The organism is Pseudomonas gingeri, from assembly GCF_013386115.1.
Classification (GTDB): Bacteria; Pseudomonadota; Gammaproteobacteria; order Pseudomonadales; family Pseudomonadaceae; genus Aquipseudomonas; species Aquipseudomonas gingeri.
The window spans coordinates 117610-141196 of the sequence record NZ_JACAOR010000014.1 but is presented as its reverse complement, the minus strand read 5'-3'; the positions used below and the strand labels follow the sequence as shown (position 1 = coordinate 141196).

Sequence of the window (23587 nt, the reverse complement as noted above, 5' to 3'; positions counted from 1 at the left end):
CTGCCATGGCCTGCGGAGACCTGCTGCGCCTTGAAAACCGTACAGGGACGCGTAACGCACCACAAAAACAACAAGAGGTAGTGAACGCAATGACTCGTAAACAACCCCCATGGCAACAGGCTCGCCTTCCCCTCGCGCTGGGTCTGGCAGCGTTGGCCAGCACACCGGCCTCGGCGATCGATTTCGACATCGGCGAGCTTCACGGACAATTCGACTCCAGCCTCTCGGTGGGCTCCAGCTGGTCCTTGAACAACCGGGAAAAGGAACTGCTCAGCAGCCACAGCGCCGACGACGGCCGGCTCAACTTCAAGAAGGGCGACGCCTTCAGCCGGGTGTTCAAGGGTGTGCACGACCTTGAACTCAAATACGGCGACAGCGGCGTGTTCGTGCGCGGCAAGTACTGGTATGACTTCGCCCTCAAGGACGAGCACCAGCGGTTCAAGGACATCGACGACCACGGTCGCGAGGAAGGTGCGAAGGCCTCCGGCGCCGAGTTTCTCGATGCCTTCATCTACCACAACTACCTGATCGGCGACCTGCCCGGCACCGTCCGCCTGGGCAAGCAAGTGGTGAGCTGGGGCGAAAGCACCTTTATCCAGGGCGGCATCAACAGCATCAACCCGGTAGACGTGACGGCCTTTCGCCGTCCCGGTTCGGAGATCAAGGAAGGCCTGATTCCGGTCAACATGTTCTACCTGTCGCAGAACCTCACCGACAACCTCTCGGCGGAAGGTTTCTACCAACTGCAATGGCAGAAAACCGCGATCGACAACTGCGGCACTTTCTTCTCCCAGACGGACGTGATCGCAGACGGCTGCAACGGCCTGCCGGTGGGACCGATACTCGACCAGAATGCGGCCGCGCGGGCGGGGCTTTCGCCCTTTGGCGTGCAACTGTCCAACGAAGGCGTCGTGATTCCCCGTGCCCGCGACCGCGATGCCCGTGACGGCGGTCAGTGGGGCGCGGCGTTGCGCTGGTTCGCGCCAGAGCTGAACAGCGAGTTTGCCGGCTACTTCATCAACTACCACAGCCGCCAACCCTACGTCAGCGCCATCAGCAGCGCCCATGCCGCCGACCTGGGGTTTGCCCCGCAACTGTGTGGCAACCTTGGCGTGCCGGCCGGCGCCTGCGGCGGCTTTCTCGCCAGCCCCACCGGCCAGAGCCTGGCGCAGGCCTACCGACTCGGCACCTCGCAGTACTACATCGACTACCCGGAAGACATCCGCCTCTACGGCCTGAGTTTCAGTACCAGCCTGCCCAGCGGCACGACTCTGGCCGGCGAGATCAGCTACCGGCCCAACATGCCGCTGCAGATCAGCCCGGTGGACCTGATCAGCGCCGGCATCGGTGTACCAGCGCTGACGCCGGTACTGTCGTCCGGTGCGGCTTCATTGGGCAATGGCCAGGATGTCTCCGGCTATCGACGCAAGGAAGTCACCCAGGCCCAGATCACCGCCACGCATTTCTTCGACCAGGTCATGAATGCCGAGCGCCTGACCCTGATCGGTGAAGTGGGGCTCACCCATATCGGCGGCCTGGAAGGCAAAGGCGGATTGCGCTATGGCCGCAGCACCGCCTACGGACAAGGCCAGCTGTACCCGGACAACAGTCTCTGTACCCACACCACCAACGTGCAGACGCCCTCCAACTGCAACAACGACGGCTTCGCCACCAGCACTTCCTGGGGCTACCGCGTGCGCGCCATCTGGGACTACAACGGGGTGATTCCCGGCGTGGAACTGCACCCCAACGTTGCCTGGTCTCACGACGTCAAGGGCTACGGCCCCGAGCCCGGCTTCAATGAAGGCTCCAAGTCCCTGAGCCTGGGGCTCGACGCCAACTACCTCAATACCTACACCGCCAGCCTCTCCTACACCGATTTTTTCGGCGGCGCCTACAACGTGAATATTGACCGTGACTTCGTTGCCCTGAGCTTCGGCATGTCCTTCTAAGTGGAAGCAAAAACCATGAAAAACCTGATCCTGTTTGCCACCACCTGCACCCTGCTGGCAGCCACTACCCTGACCCAGGCGGCAGTGCCGGCGAGTGAGGCGGCGAAGCTGGGCAACAGCCTGACACCGGTCGGCGCGGAAAAAGCCGGCAACGCCGATGGCAGCATTCCGCCCTGGACCGGCGGCCTGCCCGAGAATGCCGGCAGTGCGAGCCCCACAGGCAACCTCAGCGACCCATTCGCTGGCGAGAAACCGCTGTTCACCATCACCCCGCAGAATGTCGCCCAGTACCAGGACAAGCTGACGCCGGGCCAACAGGCCTTGTTCAAGCGCTACCCGGACAGCTTCCATATGCGGGTTTTCCCCAGCCATCGCAGCGCCGCCCTGCCCGATAGCGTGAACCAGGCCATCGCCAGGAACGCACTGAAATCGATGCTGGTCTCCGGTGGCAACGGCCTGTCGGACTTTGAAATCGCCACGCCCTTTCCCATTCCCCAGAACGGGCTCGAGGTGATCTGGAACCACATCACCCGCTACCGCGGCGGCAGTGTCCGGCGTACCCACGTCCAGGCAACGCCGCTGGCCGACGGCACCTTCAACCCGGTGTATTTCAAGCAGCAATTCACCTATCGCGACCAGTTGAAAGACTTCGATCCGCAGAATCCGGGCAATGTGCTGTTCTACTACAAGCAATTGGTGACGGCCCCCGCCCGCCTGGCCGGAGACGTGGTGCTGGTCCACGAAACCCTCGACCAGGTCAAGGAACCCCGCATGGCCTGGATCTACAGTGCAGGCCAGCGCCGCGTGCGCCGGGCACCACAGATTGCCTACGATGGCCCGTACCCTGCTTCGGACGGACAACGGGTGGCAGACAACCTGGACATGTTCAACGGCGCGCCGGATCGCTATGACTGGAAGCTGCTCGGCAAAAAGGAAATCTACATCCCCTACAACAGCTTCCAGCTGGAATCACCCGCACTGAAATACACCGACGTGATCAAGCCGGGCCACATCAACTCCGATATTACCCGCTATGAACTGCACCGGGTGTGGGTGGTGGAAGCCAGCCTCAAGCCTGACCAGCGGCATATCTACGCCAAGCGCGTGCTGTACGTCGACGAGGATACCTGGCAGATCGCCCTGGCCGATCACTACGATGCCCGCAACACCTTGTGGCGCACGGCGGAAGGCTTCATGACCCCGCTGTACGACAAGAAGATTCCGTGGATGGGCGTCGAGGCCTTGTATGACCTGATCAACGGCCGCTACCTGGTCTCCGGGATGCGTAACGAAGAGAAGGACGGCATGGAGATCGGCTTCAAGAGCGTAGCGGCCGAATACACGCCGATAGCCTTGCGCAACGACGGTATTCGCTGAGGCGGCGTCGCTGCATTCGAGATTGAATCCGAGCCTCGGCCGCCAGCACGACTGGCGGCCTTTTCAATCAGGACAGAGCCCCGGCTGATCGAACAGCTTCTGTTCTGGCCACTGCCCTTCGGACTTTCTGGTATCCCGGATCTTTCAATCCGGCACCAGCAAGGACTTGTTGAGCTCACCGATCTTTTCCAGCCGGGCACGCACGATATTACGGCTGATATTGAGCAGCCGCCCGGTCTGTAGCTGGTTGCCGTGGCAGTAGCGATAGGCCGCCCGGAAGATGGTTTCTTCGATGTGCTCATACAAGTCGGGAATGTTCTGTTCGAACAATGCATTCAGCGCGCTTTCCAGGTCCACCGGGCCGCTGAGGGCGGGTGGCGCCTGATGGGCTTCATCCTGGCGAATACCCGAGGAGCGCATGTCCACCAGGTGCAGGTCCGCCGGTTGCACCAGCTGATTGCGGCATACCAGCAAGGCGTGGTGAATGGCGTTTTCCAGCTCGCGGATATTCCCCGGCCAGCTGTGCTCGAGCATTTTGCGCTCGGCTTCGATACTCAGGCTGGCGCGGTTGTAGCCCAGGCGCTGGCAGTGTTCTTCCAGGAAGAATTCGGCCAGCGGCAGGATATCGCCCGGACGTTCGCGCAGTGGCGGCAGGCGGATGGTCGCGACGTGCAGGCGGTAGAACAGGTCCTCCCGGAAATGCCCGGCCACCACCGCGTCGGCCAGGTTGACGTTGGTGGCCGCCACCAGCCGTACATTGATCGGAATCGGCGTGCGCGACCCCAGGCGCACCACTTCACGCTCCTGCAGCACCCGCAGCAACTTCACCTGCATGTTCAGCGGCAGATCGCCGATTTCGTCCAGGAACAGCGTGCCGCCGTTAGCCGCCTCGAACCACCCGGCCTTGTGCGTGGTGGCGCCGGTGAACGCACCTTTTTCATGGCCGAACAATTCGCTTTCCACCAGGGTTTCGGCAAACGCACCGCAGTTCACCGCCACGAAAGGCTCGCGACCGCGACGGCTCAGATGGTGGATGTGCCGCGCCACCAATTCCTTGCCCGTGCCCGTCTCGCCAATGATCAAGGTGTTGGCTTCACTGGGGGCCAGACGCTCGATACGCGCGAGCAATTCCTGGGAGCGCGGGTCCTTGAAGACCAGCACGGTGGCACGCACCGACTTGGTCAATTCACGGGCGTTGGGATGGGTGATCAGCGACATGATGCATTCCTGGCAGTAAAAGCGCGTGCTCAATAGTGCATGAAGTTTTCTAGACCATTTAATTATTAATTAATATTTATATATTCCACTAAAGAATATACCAACACCCTCCGTGCTCGCTGCTGCTGGAGCAGCAATCGGCCAGCACTCGCGTGTCTGCACATCAGCAGCAGACCTCGCGAGACAGCCCCGGTCGATCTGCTACAGCCCAGGAAATACAAGGGCCAGAGCGGTTTTCTCGGCTACTGGCATGCAATCTGCTCTCTGCCTTCCCATACCTCACCACAGGCAGGGAACCTCCCATGAAAAACTTCTGGCGCAACAGCATTGCCGCCCTGTTCGGCGTCCTGGCCAGCACCGCCGCACTCGCCGAACCGGCCGCCCCGGCCTCGGTGAAGATCGCCATCGTCGCCTACACCCAGGGCGGCAAACCGGTGTTCGGTGGCATTGCCGGACGGGTGATCGAAGACGGTTGGCTGGAAACGCAACTGCGTGAGCGCGGGGTCAAACTGGAATGGATCGCCCTGCCTCACGCCGGCGCCGGCCCGCAGATCAACGAAGGGTTCAGCAACAACAGCCTGGACTTTGCCGTACGGGGCGATCTGCCTTCGGTGATCGCCGGGGCCGGCGGCGTACCAGGCAAGCTGATCGTGCCCGGCGGCAGCGGCAACAACATCTACCTGGTGGTGCCCGAAGGTTCCGGTGCCACGCGCATCGAAGACCTCAAGGGCAAGCGCCTGGCCCTGCATCGGGGCCGTCCATGGGAGTTCGCGTTCAGCAATTTTCTCGCGAGCAAGGGCCTGAAACTCGACGACTTCAAGATCGCCAACCTCAACCCGCAGGTCGGCGCGGCAGCCGTGTCGGCCGGCAAGGTCGATGCGGCCGTGCTGCTCAGCGAAGCCTATGCCCTGGAAGACAAGGGTGTGGGCAAGATCATCTGGTCCACCAAGCAAGGCAGCAACGACTGGCGCCTGGTGTCCGACCTGTGGGGCACCGAAGCCTTTGTGCGGCAACACCCGGACATCACCCAGTTGCTCGCCACCGCCTGGGTCAAGGCCGCGTGGTGGATTTCGCAACCGCAGAACCAGGACGCCTACTACCAGCTCTCCTCCCGCGCCGGCACTGCCGAAAGCGTGCTGCGCCGCGATGACCAGAACGACCCGGTGGCCTGGAAAGACCGCTGGGCCCCCAAAAGCGATGCGCAACTCAAGGCCCACTACCAGGCCCTCACCGCCTACGCCCTGGCCAACCATCTGATTCGCGACACCTATGACATCGGCCCCTCGCTGGCCACCGGCTTTACCAACCAGGCCCTGATCGACCTGAAACTCACCGACTACTGGCCGGCCCTGCGCGGCCAGGTCAGCACCAATCCTTGATAGGGAAATTGCCAATGAAACTGCCGCACTCCTTCGTCTTCGGCCTCAGTGTCCTGGCCCTGTCCATGAGCGCCTTCGCCGCCGACGCCTACGCGCCCAAGCCCGATCCGCTGCAAGGCGACGGCCGCGTCTCGGCGTTCTACACCTGGGAAAAAGCGATTCCGGCCGCCCCCGGCAAACTGCTGCGCAGCGAGCCGCTGGACAAGACCCTGAGCCTGGCGAACGCCGCCAGCGCCCAACGGATTCTCTACACCTCCACCGATGGCATCGATGACAAGACGCCGATTGCGGTGTCCGGTGCGCTGTTCCTGCCCAGGGGCACGCCACCTGCCGGCGGCTGGCCCGTAGTGAGCTGGGGCCACGGCACCGTCGGCGTGGCGGACGTGTGCGCGCCGTCCTGGCAAGGTCGCTCGTACCGCGACGTGGCCTACCTCAATCGTTGGCTGGCGGAAGGTTTTGCCGTGGTCGCCACCGACTATCAAGGGTTGGGCGTGCCCGGTGGCCACCCTTTGCTCAACAGCCGCATGGCAGCCTACGGCATTCTCGACGCCGCCAGGGCGGTGGTCGCCGGGGTACCCGGACTGGCCGACAAGGTCTTGATCGTCGGCCAGTCCCAGGGGGGAGCCGGCGCCTTTGCCGCCGCGGCCTATGCCGCGACCTACGCCCCCGACCTGGGCGTCAGGGGCAGTATCGGTACCGGGGTGATCTACACCCTCGACTACGCGAAGAACCCCAGCGAGGAGGTGCGCAACAAAGTCGACCCGACCCTGGCCTACGGTTTCTACACCCTGCTCGCCGCCCAGCAATATGATCCGAGCATCAACCCCGCCGACTTCTACACCGACAAGGCCCTGCCGATATTCGAGCAGGCCCGTACCAGTTGCCTGTTCGCCCTGGAAGGCGACGTGGAAGGCCTCGGCCTGAGCATCGCCAACACCAAGAAAGACTACCAGGGCAAGCAACTGGCGCCGTGGCTCGCGCAAGTGTCATACCCGACCTTGAAAACCTCCAGGCCGATCTTCATCGGCACCGGCGCCGAAGACACCACCCCCGCCGCCGCGACCCAGGTCAAGCTGATGCAGGACGCCTGCAACGCCGGTTCCATCGTCGAAGGCCACCTGTACAAAGGCCTTGGCCACAGCGCCACGGTCAACGCTTCGCTCAAGGACTCGATCCCGTTTGCCCACAAGGTCATCAACGACCAACCGATCACCCCGATCTGCGCCCCGACCGCGCAATAAGCAGGAGGCTTGCATGAGCATCGAATTCTTCACCCGTCTGCCATTGCATGGCGAAACCCAGTTCCTGCCGGGCGATCCCCGCAATCGTGGCGACTGGCATCGCGGCGGCGCCAACAGCACCGGCGCGGTTTCCGGGTTCAGCGTGGGCGACCACTTCACCTACATCGACTACTTGGGCCAGATCGCCAAGGCGGCCGAGATCAACCACTTCGGCGGCGCGCTGATGGTCAACGCGCCCACCGGCGAAGAGCCCTGGACCGTCTGCTCGCTGCTGGCCCGCGAGACCCGCACCCTGCAGTTCGTCACGGCGTTCCAGCCCTACCACTACACCCCCTGGGTGGCGGTGCAGCAGGCGGCCACCTACCAGCGCGCCACCGGCAACCGCCTGGTGTGGAACATCATCAACGGCGGCTCGGATGCGATTCAACGCCAGGTCGGCGACTACAGCGACCACGATGAACGCTACGAGCGCGCCACCGAATTCATGGACGTGGTCAAGGGCTATTGGCACAACGAGACCTTCCATTACGAAGGAAAATTCTACCAGGCCGACGGTGGTGGCCTGCGCGGGCCATTGAAAAAGGCCCGGTTGCCGTTGATCTGCACCGCGGGTTCGTCGATTGCCGCGCGGGAGTTTGCCGCCAAGCACGCCGACTTCTACCTGATGCGTGCCGAACACCCCGACGAGATCGCCGCGCTGATCGCCGACCTGCGCCAACGCGCGCTGAAATGGGGGCGTACCGATATTCGCTTCGGCCTGTCGATTGACGTGATCACCCGCGAGACCGAAGAGCTGGCGCGCACCGAAGCCAAGCGTTTCTTCGATGAAGGCATCGCCCGTGGCGCGGTCAAGGCCGTGGCGGCCCACGCCGGGCTGCGCACCGCGCGCAAGCTGAGCTACGAGCATGGGTTTGCGCAGAAGAGCGAAGACCAGGGCTTCGACGACTTCTTTATCCACCCGAATGTATGGACCGGTTTCGGCTATATCGGCATCCCGCCGGGCTGCGCGCTGGTGGGCAGCTACGAAAACGTGGTGGCGCGGATTCGCGAGTACAACAGCATCGGCATCGACCTGTTTTTCCTCGCCGGCTACCCGCACCTGGAAGAAGCCTATCGCCTGGGCGAGCACATCCTGCCGCACTTTCGCAGCGAACGGGCCGACCTGAGCCGCCCCCACGAGCCCGTGCGGGAGCTGCACTCGGCCAACGGCGGAGCCTGATGCCATGACTATACTGCTGAGCCGCCGGGACTTTCTCGGCTACAGCGTGACCGTCGGTGGCGGCCTGTTGCTAGCCGGTTGCGGCCCGAACGATACCCCGGCGGGAACTGCCACCAGCGACCAACCGCGTTATGGCGGCCGCCTGCGCCTGGGCATCCTCGATGGCAACCAGAGCGGCAACCTGGATGCGCATAAACCGGTGGGCAGCGGCATCGTTCGCGGCTTTGCGTTGTACAGCAAGTTGTGGGAATGGGACGAGCAGATGCAGCCGCGCCTGGCCCTGGCCGAGCTGGCCGAGCCGAATGCCGACGCGAGTGCCTGGACCCTGCGCCTGCGCCCGGGCCTGGAGTTCCACAACGGCAAGACCATCGACGCCGATGACCTGATCTTCTCGATCCGCCGCCTCACCGATCCGCAACTGGCCTCGCCCTACGCGGCCCTGTTGCACTGGGTGGATCGCGACAACCTGGTCAAGCTCGACAACCGTACCGTGCGCCTGAGCTTCCGCGACGGCCGCAGCTATATGCCGCTGGCGGAAACCTGGGTCAATTTCGGCGGCATCGTACCGGTGGACTACCATCCGGTCAGCAACCCGGTGGGTGCCGGTCCCTACAAGTTGAAGAGTTTCACCCCGGGCCAGCGCTCGCTGTTCACCCGCTTCGAGAACTACTACAAGGAGGGCAAGCCCTACGCCGATGAGCTGGAAATCATCGACTTCAAAGACCAGGTCTCGCGCCTCGCCGCATTGCGCTCCGGACAGATCGACATGGCCAATGTGCTGCCCACCGAGCAGTTGCCGATCCTGCAGAAGGACCCACGGCTCCAGGTGATCACATCGGTCACCGGTAACTGGCTGTCGTTCGACATGAACCTGGACAAGCCACCGTTCAATGACCCACGGGTGCGCGAGGCGTTCCGCCTGATGGCCGACCGCGACGAGCTGGTGCGCCGCGCCCTCAACGGCCAGGGCCGCGTGGCCAATGACTTGTATGCCCCCGGCGACCCGACCTTCAACCACGATCTCGGCCCGCGTCCCCATGACCCGGCGCGTGCCGCGCAACTGCTCAAGGACGCCGGCCAGGAGAATCTCGAGGTGGAGCTGATCACCACCCCGGGCCCGGGCTTGAGTTCAGCGCTGGTGTTGGCGGAACAGGCCAGGCGCATTGGCGTGACCCTCAAGGTCAGGCAGGTGGACCTGGCCACGTTCCAGGGCCCGCTGAAAAACGACTGGCCCCTGAGCACCGGCGGCAGCATTGGCGCACCGTTCCTGGCCAGCGCCATTCACACCGACGCACCGTTCGCGGTCTCGAACAAGACCCATTTCAACGACCCGCAATTCAGCGAACTGTTTCTCGCCGCCATGGCCCAGCCCGACCTGGAAAAACGCAAGGCCCTGGTGCACCAGGTCCAGCAGATCCAGTACGAACGCGGCGGCATGCTGATCTGGGGCTACGCCAACCTGCTCGACGGCGTTTCCACCCGCGTGGGTGGAGCCCAGGCCGAAGAATCGCTGTTCAGCACCTGGCGCTTCGAGAAGCTCTGGCTCAAAGACCCGGCCTGATTCCACCGTTTTATCCTCACTTTCCTGACAGGAGTCGCTTCTGCCATGCGCGCTATCGCCTTGCGTTTACCCCTGCTGCTGGTCACCAGCCTGCCGTTGCAGGCCTTTGCCGCCGATACCCAACTGCAAACCGTGACGGTGCAGGCAAGCAGCGGCGAGTCGGATGACGACGCCCTGCCCACGCGCCCGCCGACTTCGGTGTACGGCGGTACCGAGGTCAAGGTGCTCGACACTCCGCGGTCGGTGGTGCAGGTCAACGCCGAACAACTGGCCAACGGTTCGATCCACAGCGCCGACGATCTGGTCAAGTACGCCCCGGGCATCACCCGCGGTGGCGGCCAGAACGCCGGCATCGCGCCACAGTTTCGCGCCCAGGGCTCCGAGATATTCCAGGATGGCCAACGCGCCTATGGCGTGCGCCACCCGGCGAACTTCAACGCCTACGAGGGTGCCGATATCGTTGCCGGCCCGTCCTCGGTGACCTACGGCTCAGTGTCCGGCAGCGGCGGCTACGTCAACTACCTGAGCAAAAAGCCCAATTTCAACGAGTTCAAGACCAGGCTCAGTGGCGAACTGGGCTCGTGGGTCCCGGACGGCACCTCGCGCAGTTCCAACAAGTTCAGCATCGACAACACGGGCCCGCTGAGTGACAACCTGGCCTACCGGCTGAGCATCACCAAGCAGCGCCAGCAGGACTTCTACGACAACGTCGACAACAATTTCGACGCGTTCTACGGCGCCCTGGCCTGGCGCAACGACAATGTGCGGGTCGACTGGAACGCCAGCTACGACGACTACTACGACTACAACATCACCCACGGCTGGAACCGCGCCACCCAGGACCTGGTGGACCACGGCAAGTACTACGCCGGACGGGCCACGCCGATCATCCAGAACGGCAATACCCTGTGGTCGCCAGTGCTGGCCTCGGGCGCCGCCGATGCGCCGACCCTCGGCTGGGTGCAACGCCAGCGCAATGCCCAGGGCCAGTACACGGTGGTCGACGGCAGCTTCCAGACCGCCTCGCCCAACACCCAGGCCAGCCCCGGCAGCCTGCGCGGCTGGGTGTATGACCCGACGCTGGCGGGCAACGGCGAACAGTCGCTGTCGTCGCAGACCGGACAGCGCAAGGAAGATGAAAGCAGTTCGCGGCGCTTTACCACGCAATTGCACGTCGAAGTCGACCTGTCGCCGACCATCACCCTGGCCAACAGCACGTTCTACCAGCGCTCCAGGGACATCACCGATGCCGTGGGCGCGTTCCAGGTGCAATCGAAAGACAACATCTTCGACAACCGTTTCGAGTTCCACTCACGCAACCAGGCCCAACTCGGAGGCTGGACCCTGCGGGACGACAGCAACACCGGCCTGATCTACCGCCGCGAGTTCAATCAGTCGATTGCCGCCAACAACAGTTTCGGCTCGACCATCAATGCCTATGACCTGACCCAGAATCCCTCGGGCAAGAACCCCGGCGACCTGCTGGGCCTGGACGGGTCCAACCCCGCCGGCGGCAATGGGGCGTGGATCGGCCAACCCGGCGTGCCGCAATACTCCAATTACTACGGCTGGCTCAACCTGCCGCCGATGTATGCCGCCGGGCATGGCCTGTATGCCGAGTCGGTGGCGCCCTACACCGCTGAAAGCACCTGGACCACCAAGACCCTGTTCAGCCAGCACAACCTCAAGTACGGCGACTATTTCGGCCTGAACATCGGCGCCAGTCGCAGCTGGATCGAGGCCGAGATCGACAATCCGTTCGTGCTCGCTGGCGGCAATCGACGCAAGGACAGTGACAACTACCGGCTGTTCGCCTTCCAGGTCAGCCCCTATGTGAAACCCAGCGAAAACACCACCCTGTATTACACCTTCGACCGCTCGCTGGCGGTCAATACCGGGTTCTTTTCCAACGGCCTGGGCTGGGGCAGCGGCAGTGGCGCCAACCAGCTCAACCCGCTGGCATTCCAGAGCCTCAGCGTGCTGCATGAAGTGGGGGTCAAGGTCGAGGCCGTGCCCAACCAGCTGTTCATGACCCTGGCGGCATTCAAGCAGGCCCGCGACCAGGCACCCGACAGCAATAACAACATTGCGCGCCTGCTGATCAAGGGCGTGGAAGCCACCGTGCGTTATCAACCCGATGACCACCTGCGCAGCGGCCTCAACCTGTCCAAGCTCAGTGCCTACAACGAATTCACTTCCCAGGCCGGGTTTGCCTCGGCGGGATTCATCCCCGACAACGGCACGGTATTTGGCGATAACAACAGCCTCAACCAGCGACCGTCCGGGCGTTACGACGCGGTGCAGATTCCCGAGTACACCGCCAGCGGCTATGTCGACTACCGCTTCGATTCCGGCTTTGGCGCCGAGCTTTCAGGCTGGTGGACCAGCAACTGGTACCTGAACCTGAGCAAGACGGTAAAGATCCCCAATGAATACAACCTCGACCTCGCCCTGTACTACCGCCAGCCGCAGTGGAGCACCACGCTGCGGGTCCTGAACCTGACCAACGAGCTGAACTTCGTCAGCGGCCTGGCCGGCTCCACCAACACCTTTTTGCAACCCATGCCTGGCCGCACCTTGCTGGCCCAGGTCGACTATCAATTCTGATCCGCAGCAGGAGCGCTCCATGTCCATTGAATTTGTCGGCATGATTTTCCCTCGCCAGTGGTCGGAAACCCGTGGCGTTCGCAGCCCGGATTTCGACCTCGACTTTATCCGCCACCACGCCCGCGCCCACGAGCACGCCGGCTTCGACCGCGTGCTGATCGCCAGTGGCCCCGGCAGCGCCGACAGCCTGCAGATCGCCGCTTATGCGGCAGCCCACACCGAGCGGTTGGGCTTCATGATCGCCCATCGCCCGGGCCTTACTCCACCGACGGTGGCTGCGCGCTCTTTCGCCACGCTCGATCACACCACCGGTGGCGGACGCATCCGCCTGCACGCGATTACCGGCATTACCGCCGAGCCCCAGGAAGGCGACTTCCTGCTGGACAAGACCGAGCGCTACCGGCGCACCGATGAATACCTGGAAATCGTGCGACGCACCTGGACGGCCGAAGAACCGTTCGATTTCGAGGGCAAGTACTTCCACATCAAGGGCGCGTTTTCGCCGGTCAAGCCTTTGCAGCAACCGCATATCCCGATCTCGTTTGGCGGTTCCTCGGATATCGCCTATCAGATCGCGGTCAGGCATGCGGATCTGTATGCATTGTGGGGCGAGCCGTTGAGTGGCGTGGCCGAGCAGATTGCCAAGCTCAAGGCGGCTGCCGCCGCGGCGGGTGTGCAAGCGCCACGGGTGAGCCTGTCGGTGCGCTTGATTCTCGGAGCCACCGAGGAGCTGGCCTGGCAGCGCGCCGAGCAGATTCTGCAACAGATCAAGGCCAACCCGCAGTTCGCGGCGGGCAGTCCGTGGCAGAAAAAGATCAAGGGCACCGGTTCGGAACGCCTGCTGGCTGCCGCAGCCCTGGGCGATCGGCATGACCGTGCGCTGTGGATGCCCACCGCCACCGCCGTGGGCGCCTACGGCGACACCACGGCCCTGGTCGGCACCCCGGACACCGTGGCCCAGGCGCTGCTGGATTATGTGGACCTGGGCGTCACGACGTTCTTGAACCGGGGGTATGACCCACTGTACGACACCGTGGATTACGGACGCTGGATCATTCCGGCGGTGCGGGACGAGGCGCGGCGGCGCCAGGCGCGAGTGGCCTAGCATCATCTGACGCCATCGCCGGCAAGCCGGCTCCTACAGTGGCATGCGTGAACCGCAATTCATTTGCATGACGCTACCTCTGCAGGAGCCGGCTTGCCGGCGCTCATCGCGCAACGCTGCGACTCACGCCAACGATGGCGAATGCTCCAACAGCGTGCGCGTGTACGCGGCCTGAGGCTGATCGAGCACCCTGTCCACCGCCCCCTGCTCCACCACCCTGCCCGCCTTCAGCACCAGCACCCGGTCGGCAATTGCCCGGACCACGCCCAGGTCGTGGGTGACGAACAACAACGTCAACCCTTCGCGTTGCAACTGGCGCAACAGATCCAGGATAGATGCCTGCACCGAGACATCCAGGGCCGAGGTGATTTCATCGCAGATCAACAAGCCCGGCTCGCACAACAGCGCACGGGCGATGGCCACGCGCTGGCGTTCGCCACCCGACAGGCTGTGGGGATACAGATCGGCCAGCGACGCCGGCAGCGCCACGCGCGCGAGCACGGCCTCGACCCGCTCCCGCGCTGCCGCGCCTTTCACCGCGAAGAAGTGCTCCAGCGGTGCACTCAGCGTCTGGTACACCGTTTGCCGTGGGTTCAACGCCCGATACGGGTTCTGGAAGATGTACTGGATCTGGTGGCGCGCACTCGCATCACGCTGACGGGCCCGCAGCGGCAAAGGGCGTCCGGCGTAGCTCAACTCGCCTTCGGCATTTTCCCCAAGACCGGCGACGGCGCGTGCCAGGCTGGTCTTGCCCGACCCGGACTCGCCCACCAGCGCCAGGCACTCGCCCGGGCGTACCTGCAACGCGATGTCGAACAACACCTGTCGGTCGTAGGCGACGTTCAAGCCATCGATGGACAGCAGGGGTGGCTCGGTCTGCGTGACAAGGGGCGCAATCGGCGTCAGGGCAATAGCCTGTAGTGGCTGGTCGTGGGGCGCGAAACACGCCACTTCATGGCCCGTGGCGATTGCATGCAATAGCGGTTCGACAACTGAGCAACCCGAGGCGAACCGCTCACAGCGCGGCCCAAAACCACACCCCCGCGGTCGCTGCCCCGGCGCTGGCGCATGCCCGGCAATCGCCTTCAGTTCCCGTCGCCCCGCGACGTCCGGAATCGCCGCCAGCAGCCCGCGGGTATAGGGATGGGAGGGTTGGTTGAACAGGACATCCCGTGTCGCGGTTTCAACGATACGCCCGGCATACATCACCATCACCCGGTCCACCAGGTCCTTGATCACCGCCAGGTCATGGGACACGTACACCGCCGCCACCCCCTGGCTTTTGCACAGGCGACGCAGGGTGGCGAGGATATGCGCCTGGGTGCTCACGTCGAGGGCGGTGGTCGGCTCGTCCAGCACGATCAGGCGCGGGCGCAGCACAAAGGCCAGCGCCAGCATCACCCGCTGCTGCTGCCCGCCGGATAGCTGATGGGGAAAGCGTCGCAGGAACTCGCGGTCATGGGGCAAACCGACATCGCGCAAGGTTTCATCGATCCGCTGCCGTTGCGCCGCGTACCCGCCTCGCAACGAGTGCACCGCCAGGGTTTCACGCAACAGGCTGCCGATGCGCAGCGCAGGGTTCAACGCCGTGGCCGGATCCTGGGCGACATAGCCGATCAGGCTGCCACGGGCGCGGCGCAAGGCTTCACCTTCGAGGCTCAACAGCGCCTCGCCCCCCACCCGCACCTGACCGCCGACAATCCGTGCACCGCGCCGGGCGTGGGCCAGCAGCGCCGTCGCGAGGGTGGTCTTGCCCGAGCCCGACTCTCCGACCAGGCCAAGGATTTCCCCGGCCCGCAGGTTGAACGAGATACCGGATAGCACATCCACCTGCCCCGCCAACTCCACGCGCAGGTCACGGACCTCCAGCACTCCGGTATCGATTTCGGTGATGGCGTTCATGGCTGTTTTTCTCCCATCCGTGCGCTGCTGCGGCCGATGCCTTCGGCGAGGATATTGGTGCCGTAGGCAAACACGCCGATCAGTACCGCCGGCGCCAATACGGCCCACGGCTGCACCAGCAGGCCGGCCTGGTTTTCATTGATCATCAGGCCCCAGTCCGCCGTGGGCGGCGCCACGCCGTAGCCGAGAAAACTCAGGCCGGAGAGCATTCCGACACCCCAGGTCAGCATGTTGCCGAAGTGCACCAGCAGCGGCGTGAGGATGTTCGGCAGGATCTCCTTGAACAGAATGCGTCGCCGCGAATACCCCATCATCTGCGCCGCCTCGACGAACTCCTGCCCCGCCACCGCTACCGCACTGGCCCGCGCCAGACGGATCACGCCGGGGATGAACGCGATGGAGACGGTCAACACGATCAGCCACGGCGCGCGCCCCAGCATGGAGACGATCAGCAGCACCAGGATCAGGTCGGGAAACGCCAGCGACACATCCGCCGACCAGGTGATCAACTGGTCCAGCCGGCGCCGCGACAACCCCGCCAGCAAGCCCAGGGTGCTGCCCACAGCCAGGGCGATGCTGGCCGCCGCCACCGACATCCACAGCACCGACAAGCCGCCGCTGAGCAGCCGTGACAGCACGTCATGCCCCAGGAAATCATGACCCAGCCACGCGCCGTTCGCGGGTGCGCCATAGACCGGGCCGACCATGTCCGTCGAGCCATGGGGCGCCAGCCACGGCCCCAGCAGGGCAAAGGCAATCACCAGTAAGGTAATCCAGCCGCCCTTGCGGGTTTGCGGTTCAGCCAACCATCGACGAGCACTCATGCATCACCTCGGGAGCGGCGCCACCACGGGGTGATACCCCGCCGGTTGCGTTGAATCATCGTGACCCGGCGCGCGGTACGCAATTTGGGTGTGAGCAGCACGGTGAACAGGTCGGCCAGCAGGTTGATCAGCACCACCGCCAGGGTGGTCACCAGCACGATCGCCTGGATCATCGGCAGGTCGCGCATCTGGATCGCCGCGTGAAGGGCCGTGCCGATACCGGGGTAGCTGAAGATCACTTCGGCCAGTACCGCGCCGCCGATCAGCGTGCGCAAGGTCAGCGCCACGCCCTGGATTGCCGGCACCAACGCGTTGGGCAAGGTGTGGCCCCACACGATGCGTCGATGGGGAATGCCGCGCAGCCGCGCGGCAATCACATAATCGGACTCCAGGGCCTCGATCATCGCCGCGCGCACCATGCGCGTGAGGTAAGGCAATGCGCCGAGGCTCAGGGCCGATACCGGCAGTATCAGAAACTTGAGCTGACGCAGCAGCGCCTGGTCGGGATCGAGGATCGACACCGCGGGCAAGAAATCCATGTGCGGCATGGAAAACAGCAACACCAGGCCAATCGCCAGCAGGAATCCCGGGGTGGCCTTGAGAAAGATCAGCAACGACAGGCTCCAGCGATCCAGCCGACTGTCCCGGCGCAGCGCCAGCGCCACACCGAGTGCCAGCGCCGCCGGCACCACTACGGCGATCACCCCGGCCAACAGGGCCAGGGTATAGCCAAAACGCCCCCACAGGATGCGGCCGACCGGAGCGCCGGAATCCAGCGACACGCCAAGGTCGCCGCTCAACGCGGCGCCGAGCCAGCGCAGGTATTGCCACAGGATCGGCTGGTCCAGCCCCAGTTGGCGTTGCAGGGTCAGGATGCTTGCCAACGGCGCATCCGGGCCGAGGATCACTCGCGCCGGGTCCGAGGGCAGCGCCTGGGTGGCGATAAATACCACCAGGCTGATGACCCAGGCCGTGAGCAGGCCATAGCCCAGGCGCCCGATAAACCATGCCAGCCATGCCGGGGTACGTGGGGAGTTGCACGAGGGCTCAGACATGGTTCAACCACAACTCGTCAAAACGCCAGGACGCGAAGGTGGTCTGCTCGGGCCCGAGGCCCCCCACCTTCACCGAGGCCGCGTCGAGCACATCGTTGAATCCCCAGATCAGCAGACCACCGCGCTCGTGCTGGATCTGCTGGGCCTCATGAACCAGGCCTTTGCGCAGTTCCAGGTCGGGTTGGGCCAGCGCCTGGCGGTACAAGCTGGCAAAGCGTGGATCATGGAAATTGCTGCGGTTGTAGATCGCCAGCGGCGCGTCGTTGTGCAGCGCCGAAGCGAGAAAGCCCCGTGCCGGTGTCGAGCCTGGCGACACTTGCCATTGCTCGCGTTGCGGACCATTGAATACGGCGCCATCGACCTGGCGGACACGCACCTCGACCCCGGCCTTTTTCGCCTGCTGGGCAAACACCAGCGCGGCGTTGACCCCGGGCCCGGGCGTGGTGGTCAGCTCCACCCGCAAATCCGTCTGCCCGGCCTGGCGCAGCAGCGAGCGCGCCTGCTCCAGGTCATGGGGACGTTGCGCAATCGCGTGGTTGTAGGTCGGATCGTGGGGCGAATACAGGTCGTTGGCGATGCGCCCGAAGCCGTTGAGGCCACGGTCCACCAGTTCCTGCCGATCCGCCAGCAGGCGAAACGCCTGGCGCACCCGCACGTCGTCGAACGGCGGCTTGGCCAGGTTCAGGTTGAAACCGGTAAACGAGGTGCTCGGCGACACACACAGCGACAGGCGCGAATCGGCCTTGAGCAAGGCGCTGTGCTCAGCCTGCACGCCGCTGGCAACGTCGATCTGCCCGGCGCGCAACGCGGCCACGCGGGACACCTGGTCCTTGAACTCGATGATTTCCAGTTCATCGGCATAGGGTTGGCCGGGCTTGTAGTAATTCTCGAAACGCGTGTACAGCGAGCGCTGGCCGGGTACGAAGCGCTTGAGCCTGTAGGGGCCGGCGCCCACCGGATTGCTGACCGGATCGTAGTCGGTGGGGACGATGCCACCAAAGCTGATCAGGGTTTCATCCAGCGGAAAAAAGCTCTGGCCCTGCTGGAAACGGATTTCGATGGTGCGCTCATCCAGCTTGCGCAAGGCATTGCGGTCGATGGCGCCGACCAGGCCGGCAAAGGGTGAGGCCAGCTTGGGATCGGTCAGGCGCAACAACGAAAACAGCATGTCATCGGCGCCGATGCTCTTGCCATGATGGAATTCCAGGCCCGGCTTGAGGCGAATGGTCCAGGCGCTGGCGTCGGCATTCGGCTCGGCGAACTCGGCCAGGGCCAGGCGCGTGCTGACGTCGGTGTTCCATTCCCAGAACTTGCTGTACAGGGCCCAGCCACGAATGATCCCGCCGCCTACCGGTTTATGGGCATCGAGGTTGCCGGATTGGTCGCCATCGATAATGCCGACGCGCAGGCGCCCGCCACTGACGGGCTTGCCGGCCAGCACCGAAGCGCCCCGGGTGGCCGCGCCGCTATCGCAGCCACCGAGCAGCAGACCGCCGCCGATGGCCAGGCCGTGGCCGAGAAATGCCCGGCGGGAAAATCCGTCACTCATCATTCATGCCTCTTCGCGCTGCGTGGTCTTCTGCGTCACGCCCAGGCGCGGCACATCGAAGCCATGGTCCAGCTCCAGCAACGGGAACAACAGATCGGCCACGCGGTGGGCTTCATCGATCAGCGGGAAACCGGACAGGATAAAGGCCGAGGTACCCTGGGCCTCGTACTCGCGAATGCGTTCGGCGACCTGTTCGGCGCTGCCCACCAGGTAGGTGCCGGCGGCGGGGCCGAGGATGTTGAAACCAAACAGGCTGGGGCCGAGCCAGACGTTGGGGTAGATCTCCAGCTCACGCGCGGTCGGCAGGCGCCCGGCGCGGATGGTCTCGACGTTGCGCTGGGTCTGCGGATCGTCGCTGTGGAAGTCGTCGAAGCTCACGCCGGCTGGCAACTGGCGCTCGATGGCATTGCGCGCGGTTTGCAGCGAAGTGCGTTGCAGCAGTTTTTCGGCGTGGGCCCAGGCCTCTTCCTCGGTCTCGCGCACGATGATTTGCAGACGGGTGCCGAAGGTCAGTTCACGACCGATCTTCGCCGCTTCGGCGGCGACCTTGCGGAACTTGTCCCCCAGCTTCGGTGGCGTATTGGCGAAACTCAGGTACACGTCGAGCAATTGCACCGAATGCTCCACGCCCGGCCCCGACGTACCGGCGCCCCACAGTGGGATGCCGGGTTTCTGGCAAGGCGGATGCCACCCTCCCAGGGGATGGCCGGCCGCGCCCGGCGCACGTGGCGCGAGCTTGACGTACTGGCCGTCATAACCGCGGGTGTCGCCGGCATAGAACCCCTGGAACGCCCGCCAGTATTCCAGGCTGAACGCATAACGCTCGTCATGGGGATAGTGCACGCCCAGCGTCGCCAGGCCGGCATCGTTGCCGTTGACCACATTGAACAGCAGGCGACCGTTGGAGAACTGATCAAAGGTCAGTGCCCATTTGGCCAGGACCGCCGGCGACAGCTCGCCCGGGTGCTGGGCCACGAGAAAGCGCAGGCGCTGGGTCGCGTCGATCAGCGAAGCCGCCACCGCCAGGCTTTCATTGGGGCTGGAGCCGAGCAGCGAACCGTAGTAACCCAGGCGATCGCTGGCGACGGCAAGCTGCTTGAGATGCTGGAAATCGGTTTTCCAGCGTCCTTCCGGTTCCCATGGATAGGGGCCGTCGGGCGTAGTGAGGTACCAGAGAATTTTCACAGCCATGAGAAACGTCCTTGAAGTAAGCCGATACCCCCGTGGGAGCCGGTTGACCGGCCCCCGCAGGCGGAATTAGTTGCGGCGGTCGATAGCCGGCACCAGGCCCAACTCCGTGGCTTGCTCGAACAGGCCGCTCATTTTCCACTGCTGGGTCAACACGCCCGGACCATAAGGGCGGGAACCACCGAGGGCATCCGCGAGCAATTGCAGCTGTGCCCCCTCCTCCAGCAACAGGATGAATTCCGCGGTGGCCCGCAGCCCTTGCTTGCCCCACACGGTGGAGCCGCCGTTGGCTTCGAGGATCGCCAGGTTGAAGGGGTTTTCGGCGATCTTGTCGAGGATGAAATCCACCTCCTGCTGGCGGCGGTCGATGTACACCGGCAGTTCCCGGGCCAGCTGGTAGCGTTGCACCGGTACGTAGTGGAATGGCAAGGTGCGGTGGGTCTGGGCCCAGGCGCCAAGGTATGGCGAATGCACGTGGGACACGGTGGTCACATCCGCGTGCTGCTGGAACAGTTTGGTGTAGCGTCCCAGGCCGCCCTTGCCCTTGCCGAGAATGACATTGCCGGCAAAGTCAGTGACGGTGGCTTGCAGCGGCTTGCGGTAATTCCACGGGCCGCCGTAGTTGACCGATACCAGCAGATCCTGACCCGGCACCCGCTCGATAAAGCCGACGGTGCCATTGGCGGTGATGGTGTTGGTTTCGCGGAATACGGTGAAGGCCTCTTCGGCTTCCAGCAGCACCTTGTCGACAAAGGCCTGCAGTTCTTGGCTGATCGGTTGGGCGTGGACAATGGCAGTCATGGGGGTTCTCCAGGTTCAGGCGCGGCGCTTGGCCAGCAGTTCATGGGCAGCTTGCAGGGGACGCGGATCGACCCAGTCGGCGATGGTAAAATCACGTTCCAGGAAGCCGTGCAGGTAGAGGAAATCCTTCTGCACACCAAGGAAGTCCAAACGCTGGGTCGACAGGTCCGGCGCCAGGGTGGTGTGGAAATCGCCGCGATAGGCCTCGGCCACGCCGGTACTGCCGGCACGGGTTTCTTCTTCGAGAATCGCGTTCAGGCCGTCGCGATTGTTCGCCGCCCAGTCGGCGGCGTTGAGGGTCTGCGCGAGAAAGCGCACCACCAGGTCGAAGTGGTTATCCAGCAGGCTCTGGTGGACGGTAATCGGCCGCGGCGTGCCGTTGTTGATGCGGTAGCGCGGCTCGGCGATCAGGTCCAGGTCAATGCCCACCACCAGCCCCAGGCGCCGTGCCGCGTCGGCCGCCGAGGCGCCCTTGACGTACACCGCGTCGACCTCGCCACGCACCAGGTAATCCAGGCCGGACCACAGGCGCTGCAAGCCCTGGCGCGGATCGGCCGCCAGCTCCTGGTCCTGCAACGCCACTTCCACCAGTTCCACATCATCAAAGCCCAGGCCGGCCAGGCTCAGCGCGCCCTTGTAGCCGTGCAGGCTCATGGCCCGGGCGATGCTGCCGGGACGGTTGTCGCCCCAGGCCGGCAAGGCCAGGCGCTTGCCGCGCAAGTCTTCGGGGCGGGTGATGCCGGAGTCCGGCCGGACCAGGATGGTCTGCCATTCCTCGATCCAGGTCAGGCCGATCAGGCGGCTCGGCGCACCGGCGGCGCGGGCGGCCAGGGCCGGCACATTACCGCCCTCGCGAAACAGCCCCGGCAGGTCGTGATCGTAATGATGACGACCCAACTGGCGGGCCTCCTGCAGGGTGGACACCGGCAGGCCGTCGGGGGCGAACTCCTCGGTCAACCACCCCAGCTTGTAGGCGATGCCGGAGGCGGTCGGCACCGGGCACCGGGTAAACCAGATCTGCTCAAGCTCAGGCGTGGGCAGGACAGCGGAAAGGGTCATGGTCAGCTCCATTGAATTGGGCAAGGCAGTCCATGGGGGTATTGCAGAGGCCGTGCCAATCGCCAGAAGCCCCGGTTTACAAGGGTTCCGAGCCGACACCCGGAAGACGGCTGCTGGCCTGCCAGCAGCACTGCTGCTCCTTCAGCAGTCCCCGGCGAGCACTGCTTCCCCAGCAGCACCCCGCTCACCGAGAGCCCTGTGCAGTGGGGGTTCTGGCGTTGGCGCAGAACTTGCTCAAGGCCCTTTTCACTGCCCTACGCAAACCAAGGACTGAACCATGACTACATTCGAACAGGCGCCCGTACGCCATCTGCCGAGCGAGGCCGAGGCCATCGCCGCCGCCAGGGAAATCGCCGTGGAGATCGCCAGCATCGCCGCCGACAGCCAGCAGAACGGCCAGTTGCCCTGGCGCCAGGCTCAGCTGTTATCGGAAAGCGGCCTGACCGCCATCGGTGTGCCCAAGGCCTTCGGCGGGCTCGGCGCGTCGGTGCAGACCATCGTCGAAACCGTACGCCTGATCTCGGAGGCCGATGGCGGCGTCGGACAGTTGCTGCAGATCCATAACGTGATGCTGCGGGGGATTTTCAACGGTTACCCGGACGCGGTGCGTGATCGACTGGTCAGCGACGTACTGGCCGGCAAGCGTTTCGGCAACGCCCTGGCCGAGGTCGGGGGCAAGAACAAATTCGCGCTGAAGACCCGCGTCGAACGTCGCGAAGACGGCGCCCTGGTACTCAATGGCAGCAAGTTCTACTCCACCGGTTCCTACCTCGCCGAATGGATCTCGCTCACGGCCGCCTCGGACGACGGCGGCGCGGGCGTGCTGCTCAATCGCAATACACCGGGCCTGACGCTGGTGGATGACTGGGAAGCCTTCGGCCAGAAAAACTCGGTCAGCGGCACAGTGATTTTCGACAATGTCGTCCTGGATGAAGACTTCGTTTCATGGCGCAAAGGCCCGATGAAACGCACCGGACTGACCTTCCCACAGATTCTTCACGCGGCCATCGATACCGGTATCGCCGCCGGCGCGTTGTCGGCCGCGGTGGATTACCTCAAGCACAACGCGCGGCCATGGGTGGAAAGCGGGGTCGACCACGCCAATGAAGAGCCGCACATCATCAAGCAGATCGGCGAATACGCCGTGAGCCTGCGCGCTGCCGAATCGCTGTTGCGCGACGCGGCGCGGGTGTTCGATGCCCATGAGCAAGACCCCGACAACAAGGAACTGCAGGACGAGTTGATCCTCTCGGTGGCGACCGCCCGTGCGCATTCCGACAGCGCCTCGCTGAAGATCTCCAGCGATATTTTCTCGCTGCTGGGGGCCAGTTCATCGTTGAGCAAGTGGAACCTGGATCGCTTCTGGCGCAATGCCCGGGTGCATACCACCCACGATCCGATCCGCTGGCGCCTGCACCACGTGGGCAACTACTACCTCAACGGCGTGGACCCGGGCGAGTACACCGCGATTCTCAACGCCCGGGAAACCCAGGGTGCCACCCGCAAATAAGCAATACGGGCCGTGCGCGGCCCATTCCCCGTGTATGGCT

General features: G+C 64.2%; 17 protein-coding genes. 9 read left to right on the top strand and 8 right to left on the bottom strand.

Annotation, left to right across the window (positions count from 1 at the left end; translation table 11 throughout):
- Positions 1 to 89: 89 nt before the first annotated feature.
- Entirely contained in the window at positions 90 to 1952 is a 1863-nt protein-coding gene (locus tag HX881_RS27555; protein ID WP_177087622.1) for a DUF1302 domain-containing protein, read from the top strand.
- A 15-nt stretch (positions 1953 to 1967) separates the two neighbouring features.
- Entirely contained in the window at positions 1968 to 3329 is a 1362-nt protein-coding gene (locus HX881_RS27550) for a DUF1329 domain-containing protein (protein ID WP_017128123.1), read from the top strand.
- A gap of 144 nt (positions 3330 to 3473) precedes the next feature.
- On the opposite strand, the gene HX881_RS27545 is transcribed toward HX881_RS27550, so the two are convergent.
- On the bottom strand, positions 3474 to 4547 hold the full coding sequence (locus HX881_RS27545; protein WP_017128122.1) for a sigma-54 interaction domain-containing protein: 1074 nt from the start codon (positions 4545 to 4547) through the stop codon (positions 3474 to 3476).
- A 302-nt stretch (positions 4548 to 4849) separates the two neighbouring features.
- Between HX881_RS27545 and HX881_RS27540 the strand changes: the two genes are divergently transcribed.
- Genes HX881_RS27540 through HX881_RS27515 form a run of 6 tightly spaced genes read left to right on the top strand, consistent with a single transcriptional unit; the run spans position 4850 to position 13659 of the window.
- Complete coding sequence (locus tag HX881_RS27540; protein WP_177087620.1) at positions 4850 to 5926, top strand: ABC transporter substrate-binding protein; 1077 nt, start codon at positions 4850 to 4852, stop codon at positions 5924 to 5926.
- Between the two features lie 14 nt (positions 5927 to 5940).
- Complete coding sequence (locus HX881_RS27535; RefSeq protein ID WP_177087618.1) at positions 5941 to 7167, top strand: alpha/beta hydrolase; 1227 nt, start codon at positions 5941 to 5943, stop codon at positions 7165 to 7167.
- Between the two features lie 13 nt (positions 7168 to 7180).
- Positions 7181 to 8386 (top strand): LLM class flavin-dependent oxidoreductase, encoded by a 1206-nt coding sequence (locus tag HX881_RS27530; protein ID WP_177087616.1) that lies wholly within the window; start codon positions 7181 to 7183, stop codon positions 8384 to 8386.
- A 4-nt stretch (positions 8387 to 8390) separates the two neighbouring features.
- Complete coding sequence (locus HX881_RS27525) at positions 8391 to 9947, top strand: ABC transporter substrate-binding protein (RefSeq protein ID WP_103033015.1); 1557 nt, start codon at positions 8391 to 8393, stop codon at positions 9945 to 9947.
- A 45-nt stretch (positions 9948 to 9992) separates the two neighbouring features.
- Complete coding sequence (locus HX881_RS27520) at positions 9993 to 12554, top strand: TonB-dependent receptor plug domain-containing protein (RefSeq protein WP_177087614.1); 2562 nt, start codon at positions 9993 to 9995, stop codon at positions 12552 to 12554.
- A gap of 19 nt (positions 12555 to 12573) precedes the next feature.
- Complete coding sequence (locus HX881_RS27515; protein ID WP_177087612.1) at positions 12574 to 13659, top strand: LLM class flavin-dependent oxidoreductase; 1086 nt, start codon at positions 12574 to 12576, stop codon at positions 13657 to 13659.
- A gap of 123 nt (positions 13660 to 13782) precedes the next feature.
- Here HX881_RS27515 and HX881_RS27510 read toward each other — a convergent pair whose 3' ends face one another.
- From HX881_RS27510 to HX881_RS27480, 7 genes are all read right to left on the bottom strand, one after another.
- The gene (locus tag HX881_RS27510; protein WP_177087611.1) at positions 13783 to 15561 is read right to left on the bottom strand and encodes a dipeptide ABC transporter ATP-binding protein; all 1779 of its coding nucleotides are present in this window, start codon (positions 15559 to 15561) and stop codon (positions 13783 to 13785) included.
- Positions 15558 to 16385: an ABC transporter permease gene (locus HX881_RS27505; RefSeq protein WP_177087609.1), complete on the bottom strand. Its 828-nt coding sequence runs from the start codon at positions 16383 to 16385 to the stop codon at positions 15558 to 15560. Before HX881_RS27505 ends, HX881_RS27510 begins: the two co-directional genes overlap by 4 nt.
- Positions 16382 to 17440 carry an ABC transporter permease gene (locus HX881_RS27500; protein WP_177087607.1) on the bottom strand — a complete coding sequence of 353 codons (1059 nt, stop codon included), beginning with the start codon at positions 17438 to 17440 and terminating at the stop codon, positions 16382 to 16384. The genes HX881_RS27505 and HX881_RS27500 overlap by 4 nt, the downstream gene beginning before the upstream one ends.
- Positions 17433 to 18989, bottom strand: a complete 1557-nt coding sequence (locus HX881_RS27495; RefSeq protein ID WP_177088092.1) for an ABC transporter substrate-binding protein — start codon at positions 18987 to 18989, stop codon at positions 17433 to 17435. Before HX881_RS27495 ends, HX881_RS27500 begins: the two co-directional genes overlap by 8 nt.
- A gap of 3 nt (positions 18990 to 18992) precedes the next feature.
- Entirely contained in the window at positions 18993 to 20180 is a 1188-nt protein-coding gene (locus HX881_RS27490) for an LLM class flavin-dependent oxidoreductase (RefSeq protein WP_177087605.1), read from the bottom strand.
- A gap of 66 nt (positions 20181 to 20246) precedes the next feature.
- Positions 20247 to 20978, bottom strand: coding sequence for a class II aldolase/adducin family protein (locus HX881_RS27485; protein WP_177087603.1), 732 nt, complete (start codon positions 20976 to 20978; stop codon positions 20247 to 20249).
- A gap of 15 nt (positions 20979 to 20993) precedes the next feature.
- Positions 20994 to 22037 carry an ABC transporter substrate-binding protein gene (locus HX881_RS27480; protein WP_177087601.1) on the bottom strand — a complete coding sequence of 348 codons (1044 nt, stop codon included), beginning with the start codon at positions 22035 to 22037 and terminating at the stop codon, positions 20994 to 20996.
- 277 nt (positions 22038 to 22314) lie between these two features.
- Here HX881_RS27480 and HX881_RS27475 point away from each other — a divergent pair, with 277 nt between their 5' ends.
- The gene (locus tag HX881_RS27475; RefSeq protein WP_177059956.1) at positions 22315 to 23547 is read left to right on the top strand and encodes an acyl-CoA dehydrogenase family protein; all 1233 of its coding nucleotides are present in this window, start codon (positions 22315 to 22317) and stop codon (positions 23545 to 23547) included.
- Positions 23548 to 23587: the final 40 nt, after the last annotated feature.

Coding starts and splice junctions, on each gene's coding strand:
- HX881_RS27555 (WP_177087622.1), top strand. CDS start 90: ATGACTCGTAAACAACCCCCATGGCAACAGGCTCGCCTTCCCCTCGCG.
- HX881_RS27550 (WP_017128123.1), top strand. CDS start 1,968: ATGAAAAACCTGATCCTGTTTGCCACCACCTGCACCCTGCTGGCAGCC.
- HX881_RS27545 (WP_017128122.1), bottom strand. CDS start 4,547: ATGTCGCTGATCACCCATCCCAACGCCCGTGAATTGACCAAGTCGGTG.
- HX881_RS27540 (WP_177087620.1), top strand. CDS start 4,850: ATGAAAAACTTCTGGCGCAACAGCATTGCCGCCCTGTTCGGCGTCCTG.
- HX881_RS27535 (WP_177087618.1), top strand. CDS start 5,941: ATGAAACTGCCGCACTCCTTCGTCTTCGGCCTCAGTGTCCTGGCCCTG.
- HX881_RS27530 (WP_177087616.1), top strand. CDS start 7,181: ATGAGCATCGAATTCTTCACCCGTCTGCCATTGCATGGCGAAACCCAG.
- HX881_RS27525 (WP_103033015.1), top strand. CDS start 8,391: ATGACTATACTGCTGAGCCGCCGGGACTTTCTCGGCTACAGCGTGACC.
- HX881_RS27520 (WP_177087614.1), top strand. CDS start 9,993: ATGCGCGCTATCGCCTTGCGTTTACCCCTGCTGCTGGTCACCAGCCTG.
- HX881_RS27515 (WP_177087612.1), top strand. CDS start 12,574: ATGTCCATTGAATTTGTCGGCATGATTTTCCCTCGCCAGTGGTCGGAA.
- HX881_RS27510 (WP_177087611.1), bottom strand. CDS start 15,561: ATGAACGCCATCACCGAAATCGATACCGGAGTGCTGGAGGTCCGTGAC.
- HX881_RS27505 (WP_177087609.1), bottom strand. CDS start 16,385: ATGAGTGCTCGTCGATGGTTGGCTGAACCGCAAACCCGCAAGGGCGGC.
- HX881_RS27500 (WP_177087607.1), bottom strand. CDS start 17,440: ATGTCTGAGCCCTCGTGCAACTCCCCACGTACCCCGGCATGGCTGGCA.
- HX881_RS27495 (WP_177088092.1), bottom strand. CDS start 18,989: ATGAGTGACGGATTTTCCCGCCGGGCATTTCTCGGCCACGGCCTGGCC.
- HX881_RS27490 (WP_177087605.1), bottom strand. CDS start 20,180: ATGGCTGTGAAAATTCTCTGGTACCTCACTACGCCCGACGGCCCCTAT.
- HX881_RS27485 (WP_177087603.1), bottom strand. CDS start 20,978: ATGACTGCCATTGTCCACGCCCAACCGATCAGCCAAGAACTGCAGGCC.
- HX881_RS27480 (WP_177087601.1), bottom strand. CDS start 22,037: ATGACCCTTTCCGCTGTCCTGCCCACGCCTGAGCTTGAGCAGATCTGG.
- HX881_RS27475 (WP_177059956.1), top strand. CDS start 22,315: ATGACTACATTCGAACAGGCGCCCGTACGCCATCTGCCGAGCGAGGCC.